Consider the following 20,182-nt stretch of genomic DNA (forward strand, 5'->3'; position numbering starts at 1 on the left):
TTTATGTCCAAGGTTATCGAGGCGGCGAGCTACGCCCCATTCTTCCCTATCAACATGCGACCGTCAGAAGTTCGCTACCCTCTTTATTTTGAAGGGGAGCCGCCTTCCACGGCAAATGGCCACCCATTAGTCTTGGGTGGCCACCGTCTAACCGTCGACGGCGCCATGAGTTCGCTATACGATCGCGAAGTCTTCGGGGCGACGCAGGTGGAACGTTTTCGTTTGCGCTTGCGTTTCAAGGGGTCGGCGGAGGTGGCTCTATTACATATTGATCAAAATGGTCACCGCCGCGTCATCTCCACTGCGCACAGCGGCGGCGGTAAGGATGTCTACCGATTTGGTGGAAACGTTTTGATCTCCGACACTACGGTCGACCCTTATCGTGGAGATCACGAAATCGTGATGCCGTTCACGATTGCTACCGCTGACGGTGCTGCGGGCCGCTGGAGCTTCATCGTGACGCCGCTCTTCGGCTCCGTTGAAGTACTTTCGGCGGATTGGGAGATCGGCGCCCAGCCGCAGCGGGAGGTCAATCCCGCTTTCGTGATCTGCACCTTTAACCGAGTCGCTCAGCTGCAGGCCAATCTTTATACCCTTAGTGGTATCCTTGATACTGAGACCAAAGATTGGCGCGTGATCGTCGCCGATAACGCTCGAACCTTTACGGTGCAGCCAGGATTGCCGACTGAGCGAATCCAAGTCATTGCTCAGAAGAACGTCGGTGGCGCGGGCGGCTTCGGACGCGGCATTCATATAGCGCTAGATGACGGTAAGACGAGCCACATAATCCTTCTTGATGACGATGCCGACATTGACGCTGTCTCTATTTCGCGCATGCTCAACATGTTTCGTTTCCAAGTCCAAGACGAGGATTTTATCGGCGGCGTCCAGATGGACGTTTACGATCCTCTTAAGTTGGCCGACGCGAGTGCTTACTGGCGCGCCGACCGTTTCGAAACGCTCGAAGCACGCATGCCTCCCTTGCGCCTGGACACCCCAGAAAGCAAGAACGCCCTCGCGCGTAACATGTATACAAACTTCAACGGATGGTGGCTTTTCGGTGGAAGTAAGGCAGCATTCCTGCGGAATGGCATGCCGCTACCAATTTTTGTTCACCTCGACGACGTGGACTTCGGCGTGCGAGCCGACATCGCCGGACGTCGGACTTGGACGGTGCCGGGAATTGCGGTATGGCACGAACCTTATTATGCGAAGGTGGAGGGCTGGTTTGCGTTCTACAATATTCGAAATGAGTTGATTCGCCTCAGTGGCCACCTTCCACGAATGGTGAACCGAATGAAAGAAGAAGGCTATGTAAGCCATGCCAAGCCGCAGCACATGCTTGCTAAGCGGCTTAAACGGGTTGAGCAGCAACTGAGAGCTCGCTTCCGTAATTTCATAAGTACTAATCAGTATGGATCAGCCTATCTGCTAACTATGGCAGTGGATCGCTTCTTGGATGGTCCAAGTCCTTTTCGTGAGGAGGACTTTGACGCTGTCCATCAGCAAATAATGGCGGAATATAAGCGGTTCAACGTCAATTATCGCAAACTAGACCGTTTGCCTATTGGACGCTTGGCGATCGAGCCACAACGCCCAAAAGGCAAGTTTTATCGATTCATTCAGCGCCGGACCTTCAATGGTCATAGGCTTCCTAAACTCAGGTCCAATCCCTTCCGCCGCTTGGTGGTATTCCGAGAACGCATGGATATCAGCTGGACCGAAATCCGACTTCAGTCCGATTTCGCCTATAGCGATGCAGACAACGGCGCACTGCATTATTTTGGTTTCGATCGGAACGCTTACGCCGCTATTAAACCCCATTTCGACAAGGCGATCAAGCGCTATGCCCGACATTGCGAACTGGCCGGCGCACAGTGGGCAGAGGCTTATGACGACATCATATCACGAGAATACTGGACGCGAATCATCGATACTTTCGATACGTAATATGCGACAAAACAATAGGTGTATTGAAGAAGCAGAGGGCTCTGCCACTTCCGACCTGGATATCAATACTCCCAATATTAAGCGGAGCTAAGTTCAAGAATAGCCGATACAGAAGCTATCCAGAGCATGCTCCACATACGGCCATATGGAAACGATGAGAAAATTTCTTAAAGATCGCCTGTTCCTAGCGCTGGTTTTAACGCCGACACTCTTGTCGGTCGTGTACTTTGGAGCCATTGCGTCCGACGTCTACATTTCAGAATCTCGCTTTGTCGTCCGTAGTCCTGATAAGCCCTCGCTAACAGGCTTAGGTGTTTTGCTGAAGAATGCAGCGTTCAGCAACGCTAGCGATGAGGCAAGCGCAGCGAACGATTACATCCGGTCTCGTGATGCTCTGCAGGCAATAAATCGGAACGGCGGCTTCCTCGAAGCATATAGCGCTTCTTATATATCGATTTTTAATCGCTTTAATCCGATTGGTTACTCATCCAGCTTCGAAGATCTTTACAAATACTTCAAGAAGCGCGTGGATGTCGAGAGCAACAGCACAAACGGCATCACGGTTTTGACAGTTCGGGCGTACAAGCCCACTGACGCGCGCCGCTTCAATGAGCGATTGCTCGAGATGGCCGAGGCCACAGTAAACCGGCTCAACAACCGAGCGCGCGCCGACCTGATCCAATTTGCGACGGCTGAAGCGGAAGAGGCTGAGGGCAACGTTCGTAGAACCGCCGTCGAATTAGCAGCGTTCCGAAACCGGTATGGGGTAGTCGATCCCGAAAAGCAGGCGAGTATGCAGTTACAAATGATCTCAAAACTGCAGGATGAGCTTATTGCAAACCGTTCGCAACTTGCGCAGTTACGGGCGACGGCGCCCGCTAATCAAGCGATACCCGTCCTACTAACTCAGATTGATAGCCTCGCCCAGCAGATTGCGCAGGAGATGAACAAGGTTACCGGCAGCGCGAACTCTCTAGCGGGTCGGGCAACTGCCTACCAAAATCTCATACTGCGCAATGAAATGGCAACTAAGCAATTAGCTGCAGCCATGGTTTCGCTGGAGCAAGCAAAAACCGAAGCTCGTCGAAAGCAGACTTACGTCGAACGAATTGCGCAACCGAGTCTGCCCGACGATGCAGAAGAACCCTATCGTTTGCGGGGGGTGCTCGCAACGTTATTGCTTGGATCCATCTTTTGGGCCATTGCAAGAATGCTTCTTGCCAGCGTCAAAGAGCACGTGGATTAACGATGGCTTCTCGCCCAGCACTATATCGGAGTTTGTCCATACAGTTTCGCGTAATCTGGGCATTGTTCCTGCGCGAAACTCTCACACGATACGGGCGACATAACATAGGAGTGCTCTGGCTGTTTGCGGAACCTATGTTATTTACGATTGGCATCACTACTATTTGGACGATCACGAAGATGTCACATTCTTCGCAGATCCCCATCATCGCCTTTGCTTTAACCGGATATTCCACCGTCCTGGTTTGGCGGAACATGCCCAATCGGCTTAACAAAGCGGTCGAAGTTCATCTAGGACTCATGCATCATCGCAATGTCCGCCCCATCGACGTATACATCGCGCGTCTTATGCTTGAGATCGGAGGTGTAACCACCTCATTCGCTGTTCTCGCCTTAGCCTTTAGCGCGATGGGTTGGATGGCCCTTCCGGAAGATATCTTGAAGGTTATCTGGGGATGGGTTCTCATAGTTTGGTTTGGTTCCGCGTTGGCCATCAACGTCGGAGCTATAAGTGAGCAGTCTGAATTGTTCGAGCGATTTTGGCATCCTTTCACGTATATCATGATAGGGTTTTCCGGCCTGGGGTTTTTGGTCGATGCCATGCCGCCCGCTGCCCGGGAATATCTTCTGCTAGTTCCCATGGTCAATTGCGCCGAAATCATTCGTGATGGCTACTTTGGTTCACTTTTCCACGCTCACTACGACGTGAGCTATGTCATAGTTTGGAACGCTGCTTTGTCACTTTTCGCCATGGTAGGGGTTAGATCTCTCTCGTCCAAGGTCACTCCACTATGATCGAGTTTCACAACGTCCATAAGGAATATCATACGAGACGCGGGGTAAATCACGTCCTGCGCGGCACTGATATTTCTGTGGCGTCCGGCGAAAAGGTCGGCATCCTCGGACGTAATGGCGCTGGAAAATCTACGACGATCCGCCTGTTAAGCGGATCAGAACTCCCCACATCGGGTACTATTAGACGGACGATGTCAGTGTCATGGCCACTAGCCTTCGGCGGCGCCTTTCAAGCGGCTTTAACCGGACGCGATAATGCGAAATGCATCTCACGAATCTACGGCCGTAAAATTGAAGATACAATTGACTTTGTTCGGGATTTTGCGGAATTAGGTGCTTATTTTGACGAACCTGTACGTCATTATTCCTCGGGTATGGCGGCGAGGCTAGCCTTCGCGATCTCTATGAGTATCGAGTTCGAATGCTTTCTTATAGACGAAATCGTTCATGTCGGCGACCATCGCTTCCACGAAAAATGTCAAATTGAACTGTTTGAGAAACGCGCGGATCGTTCTCTCGTTATAGTATCTCATAACGAAGATTTTGTTCGAGATCATTGTGATCGCGCCTATGTTCTCCATGAGGGCAAGTTGCTCTCCTTCAAACACGTAGACGAAGCTATCGATTTTCATATCGAGTCATTACATCAAACAGGTAAGCCAATGGCTGACATCTCGGCACTTAGCACAAACCCCAATGAACAATACTCCATTGGGACGGCTTCTTTACCACGAATCGGCGTCACCGAGGGCAGCGTTTTTTCGTTATCCTTGGCACCCTCGTTGACTTTCCCTTGCTGCTCACATGATGCATGGTTGTATTTGCCAGCTAATTATGACGGCCAAGCTCCGCTCGCGTTCATGTTGTTTCAGGACGGTTGGTGGTTCATGACGTCAGATGGACCATGGAAGGTACCGACCGTCCTTAACAACCTGATAGCCGATGGCGATCTTCCGCCCATGGCCGTGCTGTTTTTGGAAGCAGGAAAACCCACTAGACCGGGCGGGCTCTCGAATGAGCAGAAGTCGCTGGAATACGACTCGGTCAATGCCGACTATGTCAATTTCGTACTCGAAGAAGTATTACCTGAAGTACGAAAACATGCGGTGATCAAAGAGGATCCGGAAGAGTGGGGAATTGCCGGTTTCGGTAGCGGTGGCATTTGCGCTTTTACCGCTGCGTGGCATCGACCCGACAAATTCAGTAAGGTTTTTTCAGCCTGTGGCAGCTTTGTGGATATCAGAGGAGGTGGCGCCTATCCAGAGATGATCCGCGCATCTGAATCGAAGCAGCTCCGGGTCTTTCTTCAGGAAGGCATTCGAGCTAAGATGAGCGGAAAGTATGCGGGATTGGATTGGCCCGCCGGCAATCGCGCGGTCGCGCGAGCTCTGGCCGTGAAGGGATATGCGTATCAGTTCATAATGGGCGAAGGCGATCATTCTCATCATCATGGCGCCAGCATCCTTCCAGATGCACTTCGCTGGCTATGGTCAAAACCATCACCTCATCAGCAAAGCAATTGCATCCTATAACAGTGGACTGAATATATTCCTACTGCACAAAGGCCCTGATCGTATAGAAGCGTGCAGCTTTGTTGATTAAATCACAAGTCGAACTTATTAGCCAAGTGCGGGCTAGTAGAATGGTCATCCACGCTCACGCCCAGCCTTTTGAGGTGCATATTCAGTGTTTGCCGCTCGCGTCCCTCTCGTTTCGTCACTCTTCGCCCTCACCTGCTTTGGGCTACTCAGCGGCTGCTACTCGCTCGGCTCCAGCGGGCCTCACGCGAGCGCGGTCGCCGGTATGGATCGAGGAGCATCTACGGATCAGGAGATCCGCGTAGTCGAATTGACCAACAACGTAGCGCAACGACTAATGATTGGCGGCGCTTCGCCCTCCTTTTCGCAAGTGTTAGGGGATACCCCTACAGCCACGAACCTCATCGGCAACGGCGACACTCTGGATATTTCTATTTGGGAAGCGCCTCCAGCAGTTCTGTTCGGTGCCAGCGGACAATCTGGGCTTGCTTCTGCGGATGGGCGCATGTCCACGTCGGCCCGTTCCATCGCTCAGGCGGCAGTTCTCCCCGAACAGGTCGTCGATGAAGACGGCCATGTTCAGATTCCCTTTGCCGGCGCGATTTTGGCCGCAGGCCACACGACTGCACAGATTCGGGACCAGATTGTGGCAAAGCTGCGCGGCAAAGCGCATGACCCACAGGTACTCGTCCGGCGCACACGCAATGCCACGCGTGATATCACCGTCGTTGGCGAGGTCCAGCAGAACACTCGCGTTCCACTCACTGCCAAGGCCGAACGGTTGCTTGACGCCCTCGCCGCCGCCGGCGGTCCGAAGCAGCCAATAAATAAAACCACGATCCAGATTACACGCGCCAATAAAGTAGTATCTTTGCCTTTGGCTGCTGTAATTAATGATCCTACGCAAAATATTCATCTACGGCCAGATGACGTCATCGCTGCTTTATACCAGCCTTATAGCTTCACAGCTCTCGGCGCAGTCAACCGAAATACAGAAATCGACTTTGAGGGAACAGGCCTAACCCTAGCTCAAGCTCTTGGTCGTATTGGAGGTTTGCGTGACGATCGGGCTGATATCAAGGGCGTGTTTATTTTCCGGTTTGAAAATATCGCTGATGCCGATCCTACGCTCGCCAATAGAGCAAGCTTGACATCTGAGGGCAAAGTGCCAGTTATTTACCGTGCCAATCTAAAGAATCCAGCCACTTTCTTTGCCGCTCAAGCGTTCCCAATTCGCAATCGGGATATCATTTATGTTTCGACTGCACCCCTCGTCGACCTAATGAAGTTCGTCAATATCGTGTCGAGTTTAGCCTTCACTACGACGGCCGTCAGCAATGGTCTGAAATAATTACTGAGAGAATGCCGCTGCATCCTTTTTCCATCAATATTCAACTTCTTGGAATATCGACTTTCTGACGAAAGTGCCAAAGCATGCCCACGAGAGCTCCAGCGCTTCGCCATACCGCTGCCCAAGTTTCTTGCCGACTATAGCGAAACACTTGCACAGATGCATTTTCTATGCCTGCTTCCACTACCCAGGTGGGGCGCTTAAGATAATCGGGTCTCCATATGATGCCAGGCGGTAACCTGGAGGCTGGACCTCTTCGCCGAGGAAGAAACATATCGGTCAAAAGCCTCGCAACCATGGCGAGTGAACGGCGGGAGCCGTACAAGCGCGTAGGCGCTAATATCATAGCAGCCTCAATGTTTTCCGTGGCGTGGACGGCGTGCCGACTTGTTGCGATAAGGAGCCTACGATGATCGTCATGCGTCCACGAAGCCATCGCGGCTGAGCCTCTATTGAACGCAGAGATACCGAGAGTCATAGCTCTAACACGATCGTAGTCGTAGCGAAGTAAATGATGGACGAATCCTCCAAACATCTTACGAAATGCAGCTATGCGGTCTAAACGCCTGTGAATAGCATTAGCGAACAAGCTATTACGTCGATCGTAAAACATATGCCACGGCGCCGATTTCTCTGCGAAAGGCATATGCCATACTGCAACTCCGGGCCAACCGATCGTCGGCCATCCCGAATTTTTGAGCCTATAGCCATACTCTACATCATCACCTCGGATGAAGCAGGGCATGGGCAGTCCGACGAAATCAATGGCGTTCACGGGAAAGGCAAAGCACCACCAGCCATTGAAGTCTGGCCTGTGAATTTTAGCCAAGAAATCCACCCCGCTCGGCGTGGACACATCGCATTCCTCTGAAGGCGCGATATGGCCAATACCGAAACTACCGGGCAACAGGAAATCGCCAGCTGAAAACAGTTTGGTCCGCTTGTAATAGTCGAACATCGCTCCGCCTATACAGAACGGGCGATCTGCGTATCCAAGCACCGCGTTCACTCGCTTGATCAAATCACCACATATATCGATGTCGTCGTCCATCAGCAGAATATGACTTGCACACCCTTTTTCTCGATGCTCGCGCATACCACGCGTAAAACCTCCCGCACCGCCGCTATTCTCTTGATCAACGAATCGAACATGTTCTCCTGCGGGAACAGCATCCAACATGCGCTCGCTTAAACCGGTCAGACCATGGTTCACGATCACGAGTTCCGAACCATCCAACTGCCCGGAAAGTCGACCCAAATTAGCCCTTATGAACGCTTCCCTTTCGTATGTGGTAACAACGATACCCAAGCGACTCAGGTTAGGCGCGGGCGCCCGCGCATACCATCCAATATTGGAAATCACCGCGCCCGCATCGGCCTCGATTTCCACCTGTAAGCTGCTCTCACCCACCGTCGCGAGATTAGTCTGTAAAAGAATCGAAGTCGTGCCAGCAGCACCGTCCCCGGAAAACTCGGCTATCTGCTTTTCTAAGCCGCTAAGCGCGTCACGCCGCAATAAAATGAAACGCGCCCTACCCTGAACATGGCAGCGCCATTCCACTTCCCTCAACGATGTGAATCTTGCCCAATAGCTCTCGAAAAAAACTTCGAGGATGCCGCCTAGCCGCTGCAGGCCACCTCCGCAATGCAACGTTCCGCTCTGAGCGAACCATCCCTGCGCAAGAGGTGGGCAGGCCATGGTGGGATCCAGCATACCTTGGCCAAGGCACAGGCCTGTCGGCATTGAGTGATAACTGTCCGATCCGATGCAACCCATAGGCAAAACCTTAAACTCACCGATCCGTCGACGGCAAGTGCTGAACGGCGCCGCTGAGAGCGCTCTGCGCAGAAATTTTCCGAACTAGGCCGCGTTGACAAAGTGGGGCAGCCATTTGCGGATCGCGGCGAGGTTGAGGAAGCTTGCAAGGACAGGGCAGTTTTGTCGTAGCGCGTGTCGACACGGCAGAATTGCTTGAGGTGGCCAAACATGCGCTCGATGCGGTTGCGATCCCGATAGCGGCGAAAATCGCAAGGAATGGACTCACGGCGGTTGGTCTTGGCGGGATGACCGGCAGGATGCCCTGTATAAGCAGGTTCTCGCGAAAGGCGTTGCCATCATAGCCCTTGTCGGCAAGCAGAGCCTTTGGTTTGATGACGGGGATGGCCATCAAGGCATCGACAGCGCCATAATCGGATGCCTCCCCCCTAGTCAGGATGAAACCGAAAGGGCTTCCCTGGTTGTCGCAGCGGGCGTGAACATTGCACGTAAATCCGCCGCGTGATCGACCAAAAGCCTGCGCACGAGCCTCCTTTTCCGCCCAGCGTCGAAACCACACGTAAACCGAATTCCATAGACCGTACCGCTCATGCATGTCGCGCCATGGGCAACCGACCCGCAACACATGCAACATGCCGTTGAGGAAACGCCGGTTGTCATGAGCAGGCCGCGATTTACGGCCTCGCTCCGAAGGCAGCAGCTCCCCGATCACATCCCATTCCTCGTCCGTCAAATCGCCCCGAGCCATTGCCGCTCTCTCAAAGAGAAGCTCTGAATCAGATGGGGTGGTTGCCGCCCTCCCCAGACGGCATCGCAATGTGCCAAGATGTGGTGTTGAGGCCACTGAGCGGAAAGGACGGCAACCGTGACAAAGGATACGATAATCGGGGTGGATTTGGCAAAGAGCGTCTTTCAGTTGCACGGCGCGTCGATGACGGGGCAGATGCAGTTCCGTAAGAAGCTATCGCGGCAAGGCTTTTACAAATTCATTGCAGGGCAGCCTCCAGCGGTGGTCGTGATGGAAGCCTGCGGCAGCGCGCATTATTGGGCCCGTGAAGTGACCAAGCTTGGTCATGACGTGAAGCTGATTGCGCCTCATTATGTGCGGCCGTTTGTAAAGCGGCAGAAGAATGATGCGGCAGATGCGGAGGCGATTGTAATAGCGGCCCAGCGGCCCGAAATGCGCTTTGTCGAACCAAAATCTGTTGAGCAGCAGAGCCGAGCTATTTTGTTTCGGGCTCGAGAGCGGCTCGTCCACCAGCGGACCGAACTGGTCAACGCCCTCCGGGCTTACCTCTATGAGTATGGCCATGTCGTTCCTCAGGGGATTCACCAGATCAAGCGGATCGAAGAGATCCTAGACGCACCGAACAGCGACTTGCCCAATTTGATGCGCGAGGAATGCCGGGATTTGCTGGAGCAGATTGCCGAGAAGACGGTCCGGATCAATGTCCGCACTGGCAAGATCAAAGCGTTGGCGGCGCAAGCCGACACCGCGCGGCGCTTGCAGACAATCCCCGGCGTAGGACCTTTGACCGCCCTGGCTGTCGAGGCCTTTGCTCCGCCTATGGAAAACTTCCGGTGCGGTCGCGACTTCGCGGCTTGGCTCGGCCTCGTCCCACGTCAGTTCTCATCCGGCGGCAAGGAGCGGCTCGGACGCATTTCCAAGGCCGGACAATCCGACATCCGCAAGCTGCTGATTATCGGGGCGATGTCGCGCCTGAACTGGATGGGCCGCAAATCGATTCCTGAAGGTTCCTGGCTGGCGCGCATATCCATGCGCAAACCCAGGATGATCGTAGCGATCGCTTTGGCCAACAAGATGGCACGCACAATCTGGGCCATGCTGACGAAGAATGAGGATTATCGAGTTCCGGCATAGGTGGCGGCGTGACCCACATGTCACAAATCCGTCATGTCGGATAACGGGAGGTGAAAGAAGGCGACGACCCGAATGGGCAAAATGATCGAACAGATCTGGATCCGGAAAACCAGTTGATTTCTATGAGTTCCTCGAGCTCGAGAATCAGTTTTGGACCTGATCCGCAGATCACCATACCGGCCAGCGGCTTCTGAATGCCGCATCTCAAAGGCCTTACAGAAGACCGCACTCGATCACTCGCGCATCGGATCAGAAACTTCTTGCGCCACGGGCGGCAACCACAGAAGAAATCAAGCCAATTGGGAATGCACTTTGTCAACATGGCCTAGCTCAAACCTGACAATGTCCCTGACCCGCATCTATCTCCGCAACCGAGAAGCTTGTTGGACTCGACCGAACAGACAGATTTTGCTCCGTTCAGTACAGGAAATTATCGTCAGGCGGCGTGGGATAAATTCCGGCTGACGCCTTGACGCTCCCGCTTGATGATGCAACTTCCTATCGCAGGGAGCCGTTGAAGTGAATGAGTTAGGCGAAATCTGGTCAGTCACCTTTTTGTCGGCATCTAAGTCCATGATATTTGGTCGAAATTACGCCACTCCTCATCGCCTTGACATCGCAGGTGTTGCCAAATCGGTCTGGCACGCCCAACACTGACGTTCGATTCAGCGAATGACTGGTGGCTTCGCATGTCTCTGCCATCTTTTTGCGAAATTAGCTGCTCACCTGGTTCAACGTATCGGCCAGTAAATCAACTGTTACCGCCAGCCGCTCGTCTAGCAATGCGAGGAGTTGTGTCCAACCGAGCATATCGTTCAGTTCTCCTGGGCCGTCGGATATGCCGCGCAGTCCCATCAGGGGAACAGTGAAGCGCTGGCAGGCTCGGGTGATGGCGAAGGTTTCCATATCGACCATATCGGCGTCTATCAGTGCATATTCCTCGCCGCCTACGATGTTTGCGCCGGTTGAAAGGCGCGCCGCGGGAATGTCGAGAGGTGCGTGCAGCGGTAGATCGACGGGGTGATCTATGAACGGAGTCACTCCCTTTGCGAAACCAAGGCGGGAGGCGTCCATGTCGCGCCAGGATACGCTCGCGACCTGATAGACCTCCCCCAACTGACAGGCGCGGGAGCCAGCTGAGCCCAGTGACACAACAAGGTCAGGCAGAGCATCATGCTGGTGAAGGTGCTGAAGCGCCAAGGTGGTTGTGATCGCGGCTTCGACGGGACCGACGCCCGTCATCAGCGGCGTGAAGCGGGAACGCAGATGTGGGCCATATTCATCCTCTATCGCCATTAGGAAGAGGATGCGCTTTCCGGCGATTAGCTCGCAATTTGGTTGGCGGGGGAAATTCATGAAGGAAACCGTTAATTGCCAGGGAATTTGAGGAGGGCGGCGGTGGCGATGCCGTCGGCTTCGAGGGCGGAGCGGCCGCCGAGGTCCGGGAGGTCGATGGCGAAGAGGGCCAGGAGCAGAGTGGCGCCTTGTTCGCGGAGGAGCTCTGCGGCGGCGAGGGCGGTGCCGCCGGTGGCGATAAGGTCATCGACCAGTAGGACCCGGGCGCCCTGCCCTATCTGTCCTTCATGCAATTCGAGGCGGTCGGTGCCATATTCGAGCACATAGTCGATGCCGACGGTCTTGCCGGGTAGCTTGCCCGACTTGCGGATCGGAACGAAGCCGAGACCGAGCGCGTGAGCGAGTGCCGATCCGAGCACGAAACCGCGCGCCTCGATGCCAACGACGACGTCGGCGTCGAGCGGACGGGCGATCGCGGCAAGGCTGCTGACGAGGGAGGAGAAGCCATCAGCGTCGGCGAGTAACGTCGTGACGTCGCGGAACAGGATGCCCGGCTTGGGGAAGTCGGGAATGGTCCGGACCAGCGCGGCGAGTTCATCTAGATCCATGTAAACTCCAATGAAAAAGGGGCGCGGTGTCATCATGACGCCGCGCCCCTTCCCTATTCATTCCCCTGGCCGAAAGGCGGTCAGGCGGCCTTTTTCTTGTCGGCCCAGATATTCTGGTAGGACATGTAGGCCAGCGCCGTTGCGATCAGCAGGAAGACGATGGTCGCCAGACCCGCGCGGCGGCGGTTCTCAAGCTTGGGTTCGGCGGTCCAGGTCAGGAAGGCCGAAACGTCCTTCGCCATCTGGTCAACGGTCGCCTTGGTGCCGTCGCCATAGGTCACCTGACCGTCAGCCGTCAGCGGCGGGGCCATGGCGAGGTTCAGGTTGGCGAAATAGGGGTTGTAGTGCAGCCCCTGCGGCGTCTTGGCATCCGGGAAGTGCTTCAGCAGCTCGGCAGGCTGGTTCTGGAAACCAGTCAGCAGCGAGTAGACATAGGCCGATCCCTCATGGCGCGCCTTGGTCATCAGCGACAGATCTGGCGGGATCGCATTGTTGTTCGCCGCCATCGCCGCGACATTGTTGGCGAAAGGCTTGGGGAAGTAATCCGCCGGGACCGGAGCACGCGTCGACATTTCACCCGTCTTGGGATCGACGTCAGGCGTCTTGATCGCCCACTGCTTGGCGATCGCCTTGATCTCCGCCTCGTTGTAGCCAATGCCCTTGAGGTCGCGGAAAGCGACGAACTTCAGGCTGTGGCAGGCCGAGCAAACTTCCTTGAACACCTGGAAGCCGCGCTGCAGCTGGGGCTGATCGAACTTGCCGAACGGCCCGTTGAAGGAGAAGTCCACTTCCTTGGGATGCTTGTGGAATTCATGCTCCACCGTCGCAGCGGGCGGTTCGGAGACATAGGCCACAGCGCCCACAAGGAAGGAGATCAGCAGCCAGCCAGCAAAGAAGAGGCCGACGAGAAATGCGCCGATGCGAACCATGTTGATCTTGTCCCCTATTAGCCGGCGTTCGACGGCTGCGGATCCGCGCCCATTCCGGGAAGCGCATCCTGTTCGCCCTTGATGTTATAGCGGTTAAGCACCGATTCCGTGATCGAGCCCGGCAGCGGCAGCGGCCGTTCAAAGCGCGAGATCAGCGGGAGGATGATCAGGAAGTGGGCGAAATAATAGGCGCCCGCAATCTGGGAGATCATCACATAGGGTTCGGCAGCAGGCGCGCCGCCGCAATAGCCCAGGATCAGCACGTCAACGATCAGGATCCAGAAGAACTTCTTGAAGGTCGGACGATAATTGCCCGAACGCACCGGCGAGGTATCCAGCCAGGGCAGGAAGAAGAGCATCAGGATCGAGCTGAACATCGCCAGCACGCCCAGCAGCTTCGCGGGGACAAAGAAGAAGTCCACGGTGAAGGCGCGCAAGATCGCGTAGAAGGGCCAGAAATACCATTCCGGGACGATGTGCGCAGGCGTCGAAAGCGGGTTCGCTTCGATATAGTTGTCCGGATGGCCGAGATAGTTCGGCGCGAAGAACAACAGGATCGCAAAGAGGATCAGGAACACACCCGCCCCGAAACCATCCTTCGCCGTATAGTAGGGATGGAAGGGAACGGTGTCCTGCGGACCCTTCACTTCCACACCGGTCGGGTTCGACGAACCCGGAATGTGCAGCGCCCAGATGTGCAGGATGATTACCGCAGCGATCACGAAGGGCAGCAGGAAGTGCAGCGAGAAGAAGCGGTTGAGCGACGCATTGCCAGGAGCAAAGCCGCCGAGCAGCCAGGTCTGGATCGGCTCACCAACGACCGGGATCGCGCCGAACAGGCCGGTGATCACCTTCGCGCCCCAATAGGACATCTGTCCCCAAGGAAGAACATAGCCCATGAAGGCGGTCGCCATCATCAGGAGGAAGATGACGATACCGAGCAGCCAGACCATTTCGCGCGGCGCCTTGTAGGAACCGTAGAAAAGGCCGCGGAAGATGTGGAGATAGACGACGATGAAGAAGAAGCTGGCGCCGTTGGCATGCGCATAGCGCATCAGCCAGCCCGCGTTCACGTCACGCATCGTCTGTTCGACGGTGCTGAACGCGACCAGCGTGTTGGCGCCATAATGCATCGCCATGATCACGCCGGTGACGATCTGGATCACCAGCGCGAGGCCAGCGAGAACACCGAAGTTCCAGAAATAGTTGAGGTTGCGCGGGACCGGGTAACCGGCGCCGATCGCGTTGTAGACGAGGCGCGGAAGCGGCAGCTTCTCGTCGATCCACTGCATCGCGGGATGCTTGGGAGTATAATGCTCAGCCCAGGGAAAGCTCATGGTTTCTTACCTCAGCCTACGAGAATGGCGGTGTCGGAAGTGAAGCTGAACTTCGGCACTTCCAGGTTCTTGGGCGCGGGGCCTTTGCGGATGCGGGCCGCCGTGTCGTAGGACGAACCGTGGCAGGGGCAGAAATAGCCGCCAAATTCACCGCGATTCTCGCCCTCGCCCGCACCCAGCGGCACGCAGCCCAAATGGGTGCAAACACCCATGGTGATCAGCCACTGCTTCTTGCCAGCGACGGTGCGCTGTTCCAGCGTCTGCGGATCGCGCAGCGAGGAAACGTCAACCTTGTCGGCTTCGGCGATTTCCTTGTCCGTCAGATGACGCACGAAAAGCGGCTGCGAGCGGAAGGTCGTCTTGATCGCCTGACCCGGCTGGATCGAAGAGATATCAACCTCGGTCGATGCCAGCGCCAGCACGTCCGCGCTGGGGTTCATCTGATCCACGAGCGGAATGACGACGGCGACAGCCCCGACCCCCGCGAAGCTTACTGCGGCGATATTGATGAAGTCGCGACGACGCACTCCACCTTCGCCGGATAGACCTTGGCTGTCCGTATGTTCAACGCTCGCCATGCACCTCAACCCTTGCAAAGACGTCCCTGTTACCCGCCGCATTGCCGTCACCGGCCCTGATTATCGAGAGAGTAGCGCCGCCCACGGAATATGGGCCTCGCCTTTCCCCCTGGCGTGGTTCGGGGGCCTGATAGACCCACTGTAGCTTCTTTGCCAACAGCAATTTGGCCATGGCTATGACAATTTGCCCCGCTGCTTTATGCGCGGGGCATGCGTATTGCTCTTTATCAACCCGAGATTGCCGGGAATGTCGGCGCCATATTGCGGCTGGCCGCCTGTTTTTCCGTGCCCGTGGACATCATCATGCCGATGGGATTCGCCTTTTCCGACGCCAAGTTGAAACGCGCCGCGATGGATTATGGCGCGGCGGCGGAGGTGACTCGCCACGCCAATTTCGAGGCATTTGACGAGGCCCGGCGTGCGGAGGGCCGTCGTCTGGTGCTGATGAGCAGCCATGCTTCACAGCCCCTGCCAGAGGTGCGTTTTGACAGGAATGACGTGCTGCTGATGGGATCGGAAGGTGCGGGCGTGCCCGACGCGGTGCGCGACATGGCCGACCTGCGCGTCCGAATCCCCATGGCTGCGGGCTTCCGGTCCTTGAACATTGCCGTTTCCACGGGCATCGCGGTTGCCGAAGCCCTTCGCCAGACTGGACAATTTCCAACATGATCGAGATTTCCCAATGACCTTGGTCCTCAATCCCCAACAGCAGGCCGCCCGCAACTGGTTCGAATCGCTGCGCGACCGCATCTGCGCGGAATTCGAGGCGATCGAGCGCGAGGCGGGCAGCGATGCCTCCTTTGCCTACACGCCATGGGACCGCGAAGCGCCGGGACTGACGCCGGGCGAAGGCGGCGGCGGTGTGCGCGGCGTGATGAAGGGCAAGATATTCGAGAAGGTCGGGGTCAATGTATCCACCGTCTCGGGCGAATTCGCGCCGGATTTTGCCAAGACCATCCATGGCGCGGGGGAGAACCCGGCCTTTTTCGCGACGGGGATCAGCCTGGTCTGCGCATATGGCCAACCCGCATGTGCCAGCGGTACATATGAACACGCGCTATCTGATTACGTCCAAAAGCTGGTTTGGCGGGGGCGCGGACCTTAACCCTCCCCTGCCCCGGGATGAGGACACGACGAGCTTCCACGGCGAGTTCAAGGCGGCATGCGATGCGCATGATGCGGACTATTATCCCCGCTTCAAGGCGTGGGCCGACGAGTATTTCTTCATTCCGCACCGGGGCGTCCATCGCGGCGTCGGCGGCATCTTCTACGACCATCTGGAGTGCGAGGATGATGCGGAATTTGAAGCGAATTTCGCCTTTACCCGATCGGTTGGCGAGGCGTTCCTGAAAGCCTTTCCGCCGATTGTCCGGCGGCGAATGGGCGAAAGCTGGAGCCGGGAAGATTACGCCAGGATGCTGGAGTGGCGCGGCCGTTATGCCGAATTCAACCTGGTGCATGACCGGGGCACGCTGTTCGGGTTGAAGACCGGCGGCAATGTCGATGCCATATTGATGAGCCTGCCGCCGATGGCGAGCTGGAGCTGAACCCATGCCGCTGACGCCGGTCGCCAATGATCAGATTGCGACGATCGTGACCTATCTGGAGATGGTGGAGCGTCCTCGGCCTGCGCCGATTCCGCCTGCGCCTTTGCGGCTGGTGCCGTGGAAGTCGCCAGCGCCCGATGCCTATCGCGCGCTGTTCCGGCGGGTGGGGGAGTCGTGGCTCTGGTTTTCGCGCCTTGTCATGAGCGATGCGGAATTGACCGCGATTATCCATGATCCGGCGGTGCAGATTTTTGCGATCACCGATCCTCGGGACGTGGAGGTGGGATTGCTGGAGCTGGATTTCCGGGCGCTGCCGGACTGCGAGTTGAGCTTCCTTGGCCTTATACCTGAGCTGACCGGCAAGGGATTTGGCGGATGGCTGATGGCGCAGGCGAAGTCGTTGGCATGGCGCAAGGAGGTGCGCCGGTTCTGGGTGCATAGCTGTACGCTGGACAGTCCGGGTGCGCTCAGCTTCTATCAGCGGGCGGGATTTGTGCCCTATAATCGGGAGGTCGAGGTTTTCGCTGATCCTCGGCTCGCCGGTTTATTGAGCGCCGATGCGGCGCCGCATGTGCCCATGCTGGGTCAGCCCGCCTCCGCCTGACGATAAAGCCGGGCGAGCATGACGAGCATATAGACCTGCACCCCGGTCGAGACGACGGCCGCTGCGACGCCGCCGACGAGCCGCGCGCCTTCCGCTCCGGCGATCAGGCGACCGAACAGGCCGAAGATGACTTGCGCGGCCGACCCCACGATGGCGGAGAGCAGCGTCAGTACCAGGATGAAGCCGAGCAGCCGCCAGAAATGGCCGCGTGTCAGCGCCCAGCTGTGCCGGAGCGAGGCCATGACGCCTTCATGGCCGTCGATCACCACCGGGTTGAGCAGCAGAAGCCGCACGCTGGCGAAGAGCATGACGGCGCCGCCAGCGGTCACCAGCAACGCGGCGAGGGCTGCGGCAACGGGCTTTGCCACCATGGAGAAGGCGACGACGACGATCATGCCGACGATGGCTATGCCAAGCAGGGTGCCGATTACGACGAGCGCCGTGCCGAGCAGCACGGGCAGGCGGGACAGGCTGAGCTGCAATGCTTCGCCGACGCTGATGCCGGGCCTTAACGCCAGCGCAAACAGGGCGAGTGATCCGAACCAGATGATGATGACGCCGATCAGCGTAGACAGGATGAAACTGGGCGGGATGTCCGGCATGGCGCCCTTTTCCATCGTCCAGGTAGCGAGTTCGGGCGGCGTCATCTCCTGAAGGATGAGGCCGGGCAGCGCGACGAAGAGCAAGGCGACGGGAAACAGCAGGCTGCGTTCGCGCGCGACGAAGGCGACCGCTTCTTCCCATGCCTTGCCGATCGACATCGCCGCCATATCTTCGCCTTTTCCCGTACTTAAAATCGGGGAGGAGACTTGATCGCTCCCCTCGCCCAAGTCAAGGAAGTGCCATGTCATCCTCTTCCCCTTCGCCTGCTGTCGCCGACCAGATCGAATGGCGAGTCGATTCGGCGCCGGTCGATTACCCGCACGCGCTCGCCGACATGGAGGCGCGGGCGGCTGCGATCTTTGACGGTGAGGCGAGCGAGCGGGTGTGGCTGCTCGAACATCCGCCGCTTTATACGGCGGGGACGAGCGCCGATCCTTCCGAACTGATCGACCCGCGCTTTCCGGTGCATGATGCGGGGCGCGGGGGGCGCTATACCTATCATGGGCCGGGGCAGCGGATAGGCTATCTCAACATCGATCTGCGCGAGCGGGGGAAGGATGTGCGCAACTTCGTCCATCATCTGGAAGGGTGGATGATCGACGCTCTGGGCGACCTTGGCATTGCGGCGCGGCGGGCGGAGGGGCGGATCGGCATCTGGACCGATGATCGCGACGGGCGCGAGGCGAAGATCGGCGCGCTGGGCATCCGGGTGCGGCGGTGGGTGACGCTGCATGGCTTTTCGATCAATGTGGACCCCGACCTGTCCCATTTTGGCGGCATCGTGCCGTGCGGGCTTGCGGAATATCCCGTCACCAGCATCGCGGCGCTGGGCAAGAATGCCTCAATGGCCGATCTCGACGCGGCTTTGAAGGCGCATTTCCCTGCCTTTCTGGGCCGGTTGCGGCGCTGTGGCGCGGGGGTTGAGCAATGCGGATCGGGCGGCTAGGGTCGGCGCCTTCGCCGGGTGGGGGCCGCCGGGCATCACATGTTTGGGAGACCCGGATGCGCTGCAAAGCGAGGATGATCTTTACCGCCTTGCTGCTGACCGGCTGCACCGCGCTGGCGGCGTGCGGCAAGGACGACAAGGGGAGCAACACGGTCCAGATGAAGGATCTGGAGGTTGTCGATGGCACGACCACCGACGCCATGACGGACCTGGACGGGGTGCAGAGTGAAGCACCATCGGCGGCCCTGCCCTCGGCTGGAGGGAATAACGGCGCCGCTACCGCGCCTCAGCCGGAACCTGCCGCAGCCAATGCGACGCAGGGCGAGGCTGAGATACTGTCGGATCAATAGACGGAGCGAGGCGTTCAGGCGCAATACAGGCGCCGGACGCGAGGCATAGCATAAGATTAGCCTGCCCGATCGTCATTCACATAGGCCGCCATTCTAAAAGGGGAAGTCATGACATCCTGTTCCACGCTGCGCCGGGTCTGTGCCGGGTTGATGATTGCCGCCGCGCCGCTGTTGGCTCAACCGGCCGCCGCTCAGTTTTTCTGGTCGCCGCCCGACTTTTCCAGCCCGCCGCTGACGGATGCGGATGCGGCGACCGCGCTCGGCCTGCCGGGAGCCACCGCCGAGGAAATTCGCGCGGGCCTGGTGTGGAATCTGCGCGCCGCGCTCAACGTCGCGGCGCTTCAGTGCCAGTTCGAACCGACGCTGCTGTCGATCAGCAATTATAATGCGATGATCGCGCATCATGACGCGGAACTGGACGCGGCCCAGTCGGTCCTGCTCGGCTATTTCCAGCGCACCGTTGGCAAGGGAAAGCCCGGCCAGGCCGCAGCCGACAAATATGGCACGCGCATCTATTCGGGCTATTCGACCGTCCAGGCGCAGCGCGGCTTCTGCCAAGCGGCGGGTCAGGTCGGGCGGCAGGCGATCTTCGCCAATCGCGGTTCGCTGCATGAGGTGGCGCGCACGGGGCTGGGGTCGATCAAGAAGTCGTTGGTGCTGGCGGGTGAGCAATTTTACGGCGACCCGGGGCGGAGCTATGCGCTGACCCTGCCCTCCTTCGACAAGAAATGCTGGAAGAAGGACAAGCTGCGGCCGGAATGCCAGGTGGCTTATGAGCAGAAGGTGGCGGCTAAGTGATGGTGTGATGGACGGGGCCGTAGGGCTTCGCTCTTTTGTTCTATCTAG

The 20,182-nt window shown here is 57.3% G+C and carries 18 protein-coding genes and 2 pseudogenes; 12 read left to right on the forward strand and 8 right to left on the reverse strand.

Annotated elements, in window-relative coordinates; genetic code table 11:
* Positions 1-3: 3 nt before the first annotated feature.
* The 5 genes from ACWNC0_RS18660 to ACWNC0_RS18680 all read left to right on the forward strand — a co-directional run bounded on the left by ACWNC0_RS18660 (position 4) and on the right by ACWNC0_RS18680 (position 6,879).
* Positions 4-1,950, forward strand: a complete 1,947-nt coding sequence (locus tag ACWNC0_RS18660; RefSeq protein WP_449473768.1) for a glycosyltransferase family 2 protein — start codon at positions 4-6, stop codon at positions 1,948-1,950.
* Between the two features lie 154 nt (positions 1,951-2,104).
* On the forward strand, positions 2,105-3,196 hold the full coding sequence (locus tag ACWNC0_RS18665; protein WP_449473769.1) for a hypothetical protein: 1,092 nt from the start codon (positions 2,105-2,107) through the stop codon (positions 3,194-3,196).
* A 2-nt stretch (positions 3,197-3,198) separates the two neighbouring features.
* Positions 3,199-3,990, forward strand: a complete 792-nt coding sequence (locus ACWNC0_RS18670) for an ABC transporter permease (RefSeq protein WP_449473771.1) — start codon at positions 3,199-3,201, stop codon at positions 3,988-3,990.
* Complete coding sequence (locus tag ACWNC0_RS18675; RefSeq protein ID WP_449473773.1) at positions 3,987-5,522, forward strand: ATP-binding cassette domain-containing protein; 1,536 nt, start codon at positions 3,987-3,989, stop codon at positions 5,520-5,522. Before ACWNC0_RS18670 ends, ACWNC0_RS18675 begins: the two co-directional genes overlap by 4 nt.
* 316 nt (positions 5,523-5,838) lie before the next feature.
* On the forward strand, positions 5,839-6,879 hold the full coding sequence (locus tag ACWNC0_RS18680; RefSeq protein ID WP_449473775.1) for a polysaccharide biosynthesis/export family protein: 1,041 nt from the start codon (positions 5,839-5,841) through the stop codon (positions 6,877-6,879).
* Positions 6,880-6,919: 40 nt separating this feature from the next.
* Here the strand turns inward: ACWNC0_RS18680 and ACWNC0_RS18685 are convergent, their stop codons facing one another.
* Positions 6,920-8,593, reverse strand: coding sequence for a glycosyltransferase (locus ACWNC0_RS18685; protein WP_449473777.1), 1,674 nt, complete (start codon positions 8,591-8,593; stop codon positions 6,920-6,922).
* Positions 8,594-8,740: 147 nt separating this feature from the next.
* Positions 8,741-9,404 (reverse strand): annotated as a pseudogene (locus ACWNC0_RS18690) (IS5 family transposase).
* Between the two features lie 117 nt (positions 9,405-9,521).
* Between ACWNC0_RS18690 and ACWNC0_RS18695 the strand changes: the two are divergent.
* Positions 9,522-10,538 (forward strand): IS110 family transposase, encoded by a 1,017-nt coding sequence (locus tag ACWNC0_RS18695; protein ID WP_449473778.1) that lies wholly within the window; start codon positions 9,522-9,524, stop codon positions 10,536-10,538.
* A 714-nt stretch (positions 10,539-11,252) separates the two neighbouring features.
* Here the strand turns inward: ACWNC0_RS18695 and ACWNC0_RS18700 are convergent.
* The 5 genes from ACWNC0_RS18700 to petA form a co-directional block, all read right to left on the reverse strand.
* Entirely contained in the window at positions 11,253-11,894 is a 642-nt protein-coding gene (locus ACWNC0_RS18700) for a 5'-methylthioadenosine/S-adenosylhomocysteine nucleosidase (protein ID WP_449473780.1), read from the reverse strand.
* A gap of 11 nt (positions 11,895-11,905) precedes the next feature.
* A complete protein-coding gene (locus ACWNC0_RS18705) occupies positions 11,906-12,442 on the reverse strand; it encodes an adenine phosphoribosyltransferase (protein ID WP_449473782.1) in 537 nt (178 codons plus the stop codon).
* Between the two features lie 80 nt (positions 12,443-12,522).
* The gene (locus tag ACWNC0_RS18710) at positions 12,523-13,371 is read right to left on the reverse strand and encodes a cytochrome c1 (protein ID WP_449473784.1); all 849 of its coding nucleotides are present in this window, start codon (positions 13,369-13,371) and stop codon (positions 12,523-12,525) included.
* Positions 13,372-13,388: 17 nt separating this feature from the next.
* Positions 13,389-14,708, reverse strand: a complete 1,320-nt coding sequence (locus ACWNC0_RS18715) for a cytochrome b (protein WP_449473786.1) — start codon at positions 14,706-14,708, stop codon at positions 13,389-13,391.
* An 11-nt stretch (positions 14,709-14,719) separates the two neighbouring features.
* Positions 14,720-15,286 carry a ubiquinol-cytochrome c reductase iron-sulfur subunit gene (gene petA, locus ACWNC0_RS18720; protein ID WP_449473787.1) on the reverse strand — a complete coding sequence of 189 codons (567 nt, stop codon included), beginning with the start codon at positions 15,284-15,286 and terminating at the stop codon, positions 14,720-14,722.
* Positions 15,287-15,496: 210 nt separating this feature from the next.
* Here petA and ACWNC0_RS18725 point away from each other — a divergent pair, with 210 nt between their 5' ends.
* The 3 genes and pseudogenes from ACWNC0_RS18725 to ACWNC0_RS18735 all read left to right on the forward strand — a co-directional run bounded on the left by ACWNC0_RS18725 (position 15,497) and on the right by ACWNC0_RS18735 (position 17,437).
* A complete protein-coding gene (locus ACWNC0_RS18725; protein ID WP_449473789.1) occupies positions 15,497-15,955 on the forward strand; it encodes a tRNA (cytidine(34)-2'-O)-methyltransferase in 459 nt (152 codons plus the stop codon).
* Between the two features lie 13 nt (positions 15,956-15,968).
* Positions 15,969-16,833 (forward strand): annotated as a pseudogene (gene hemF / locus ACWNC0_RS18730) (oxygen-dependent coproporphyrinogen oxidase).
* 4 nt (positions 16,834-16,837) lie between these two features.
* Positions 16,838-17,437, forward strand: a complete 600-nt coding sequence (locus ACWNC0_RS18735; protein WP_449473791.1) for a GNAT family N-acetyltransferase — start codon at positions 16,838-16,840, stop codon at positions 17,435-17,437.
* On the opposite strand, the gene ACWNC0_RS18740 is transcribed toward ACWNC0_RS18735, so the two are convergent.
* Entirely contained in the window at positions 17,419-18,207 is a 789-nt protein-coding gene (locus ACWNC0_RS18740) for a hypothetical protein (RefSeq protein WP_449473793.1), read from the reverse strand. The two genes, ACWNC0_RS18735 and ACWNC0_RS18740, sit on opposite strands and share 19 nt — an antisense overlap.
* Positions 18,208-18,281: 74 nt before the next feature.
* On the opposite strand from ACWNC0_RS18740, the gene lipB reads away from it, so the two are divergent.
* From lipB to ACWNC0_RS18755, 3 genes are all read left to right on the forward strand, one after another.
* On the forward strand, positions 18,282-18,986 hold the full coding sequence (lipB, locus tag ACWNC0_RS18745; RefSeq protein ID WP_449473795.1) for a lipoyl(octanoyl) transferase LipB: 705 nt from the start codon (positions 18,282-18,284) through the stop codon (positions 18,984-18,986).
* Positions 18,987-19,060: 74 nt separating this feature from the next.
* The gene (locus tag ACWNC0_RS18750; protein WP_449473797.1) at positions 19,061-19,336 is read left to right on the forward strand and encodes a hypothetical protein; all 276 of its coding nucleotides are present in this window, start codon (positions 19,061-19,063) and stop codon (positions 19,334-19,336) included.
* Positions 19,337-19,444: 108 nt separating this feature from the next.
* Positions 19,445-20,134, forward strand: coding sequence for a hypothetical protein (locus ACWNC0_RS18755; RefSeq protein WP_449473799.1), 690 nt, complete (start codon positions 19,445-19,447; stop codon positions 20,132-20,134).
* Positions 20,135-20,182: the final 48 nt, after the last annotated feature.

This window comes from Sphingobium chungangianum, assembly GCF_977014255.1.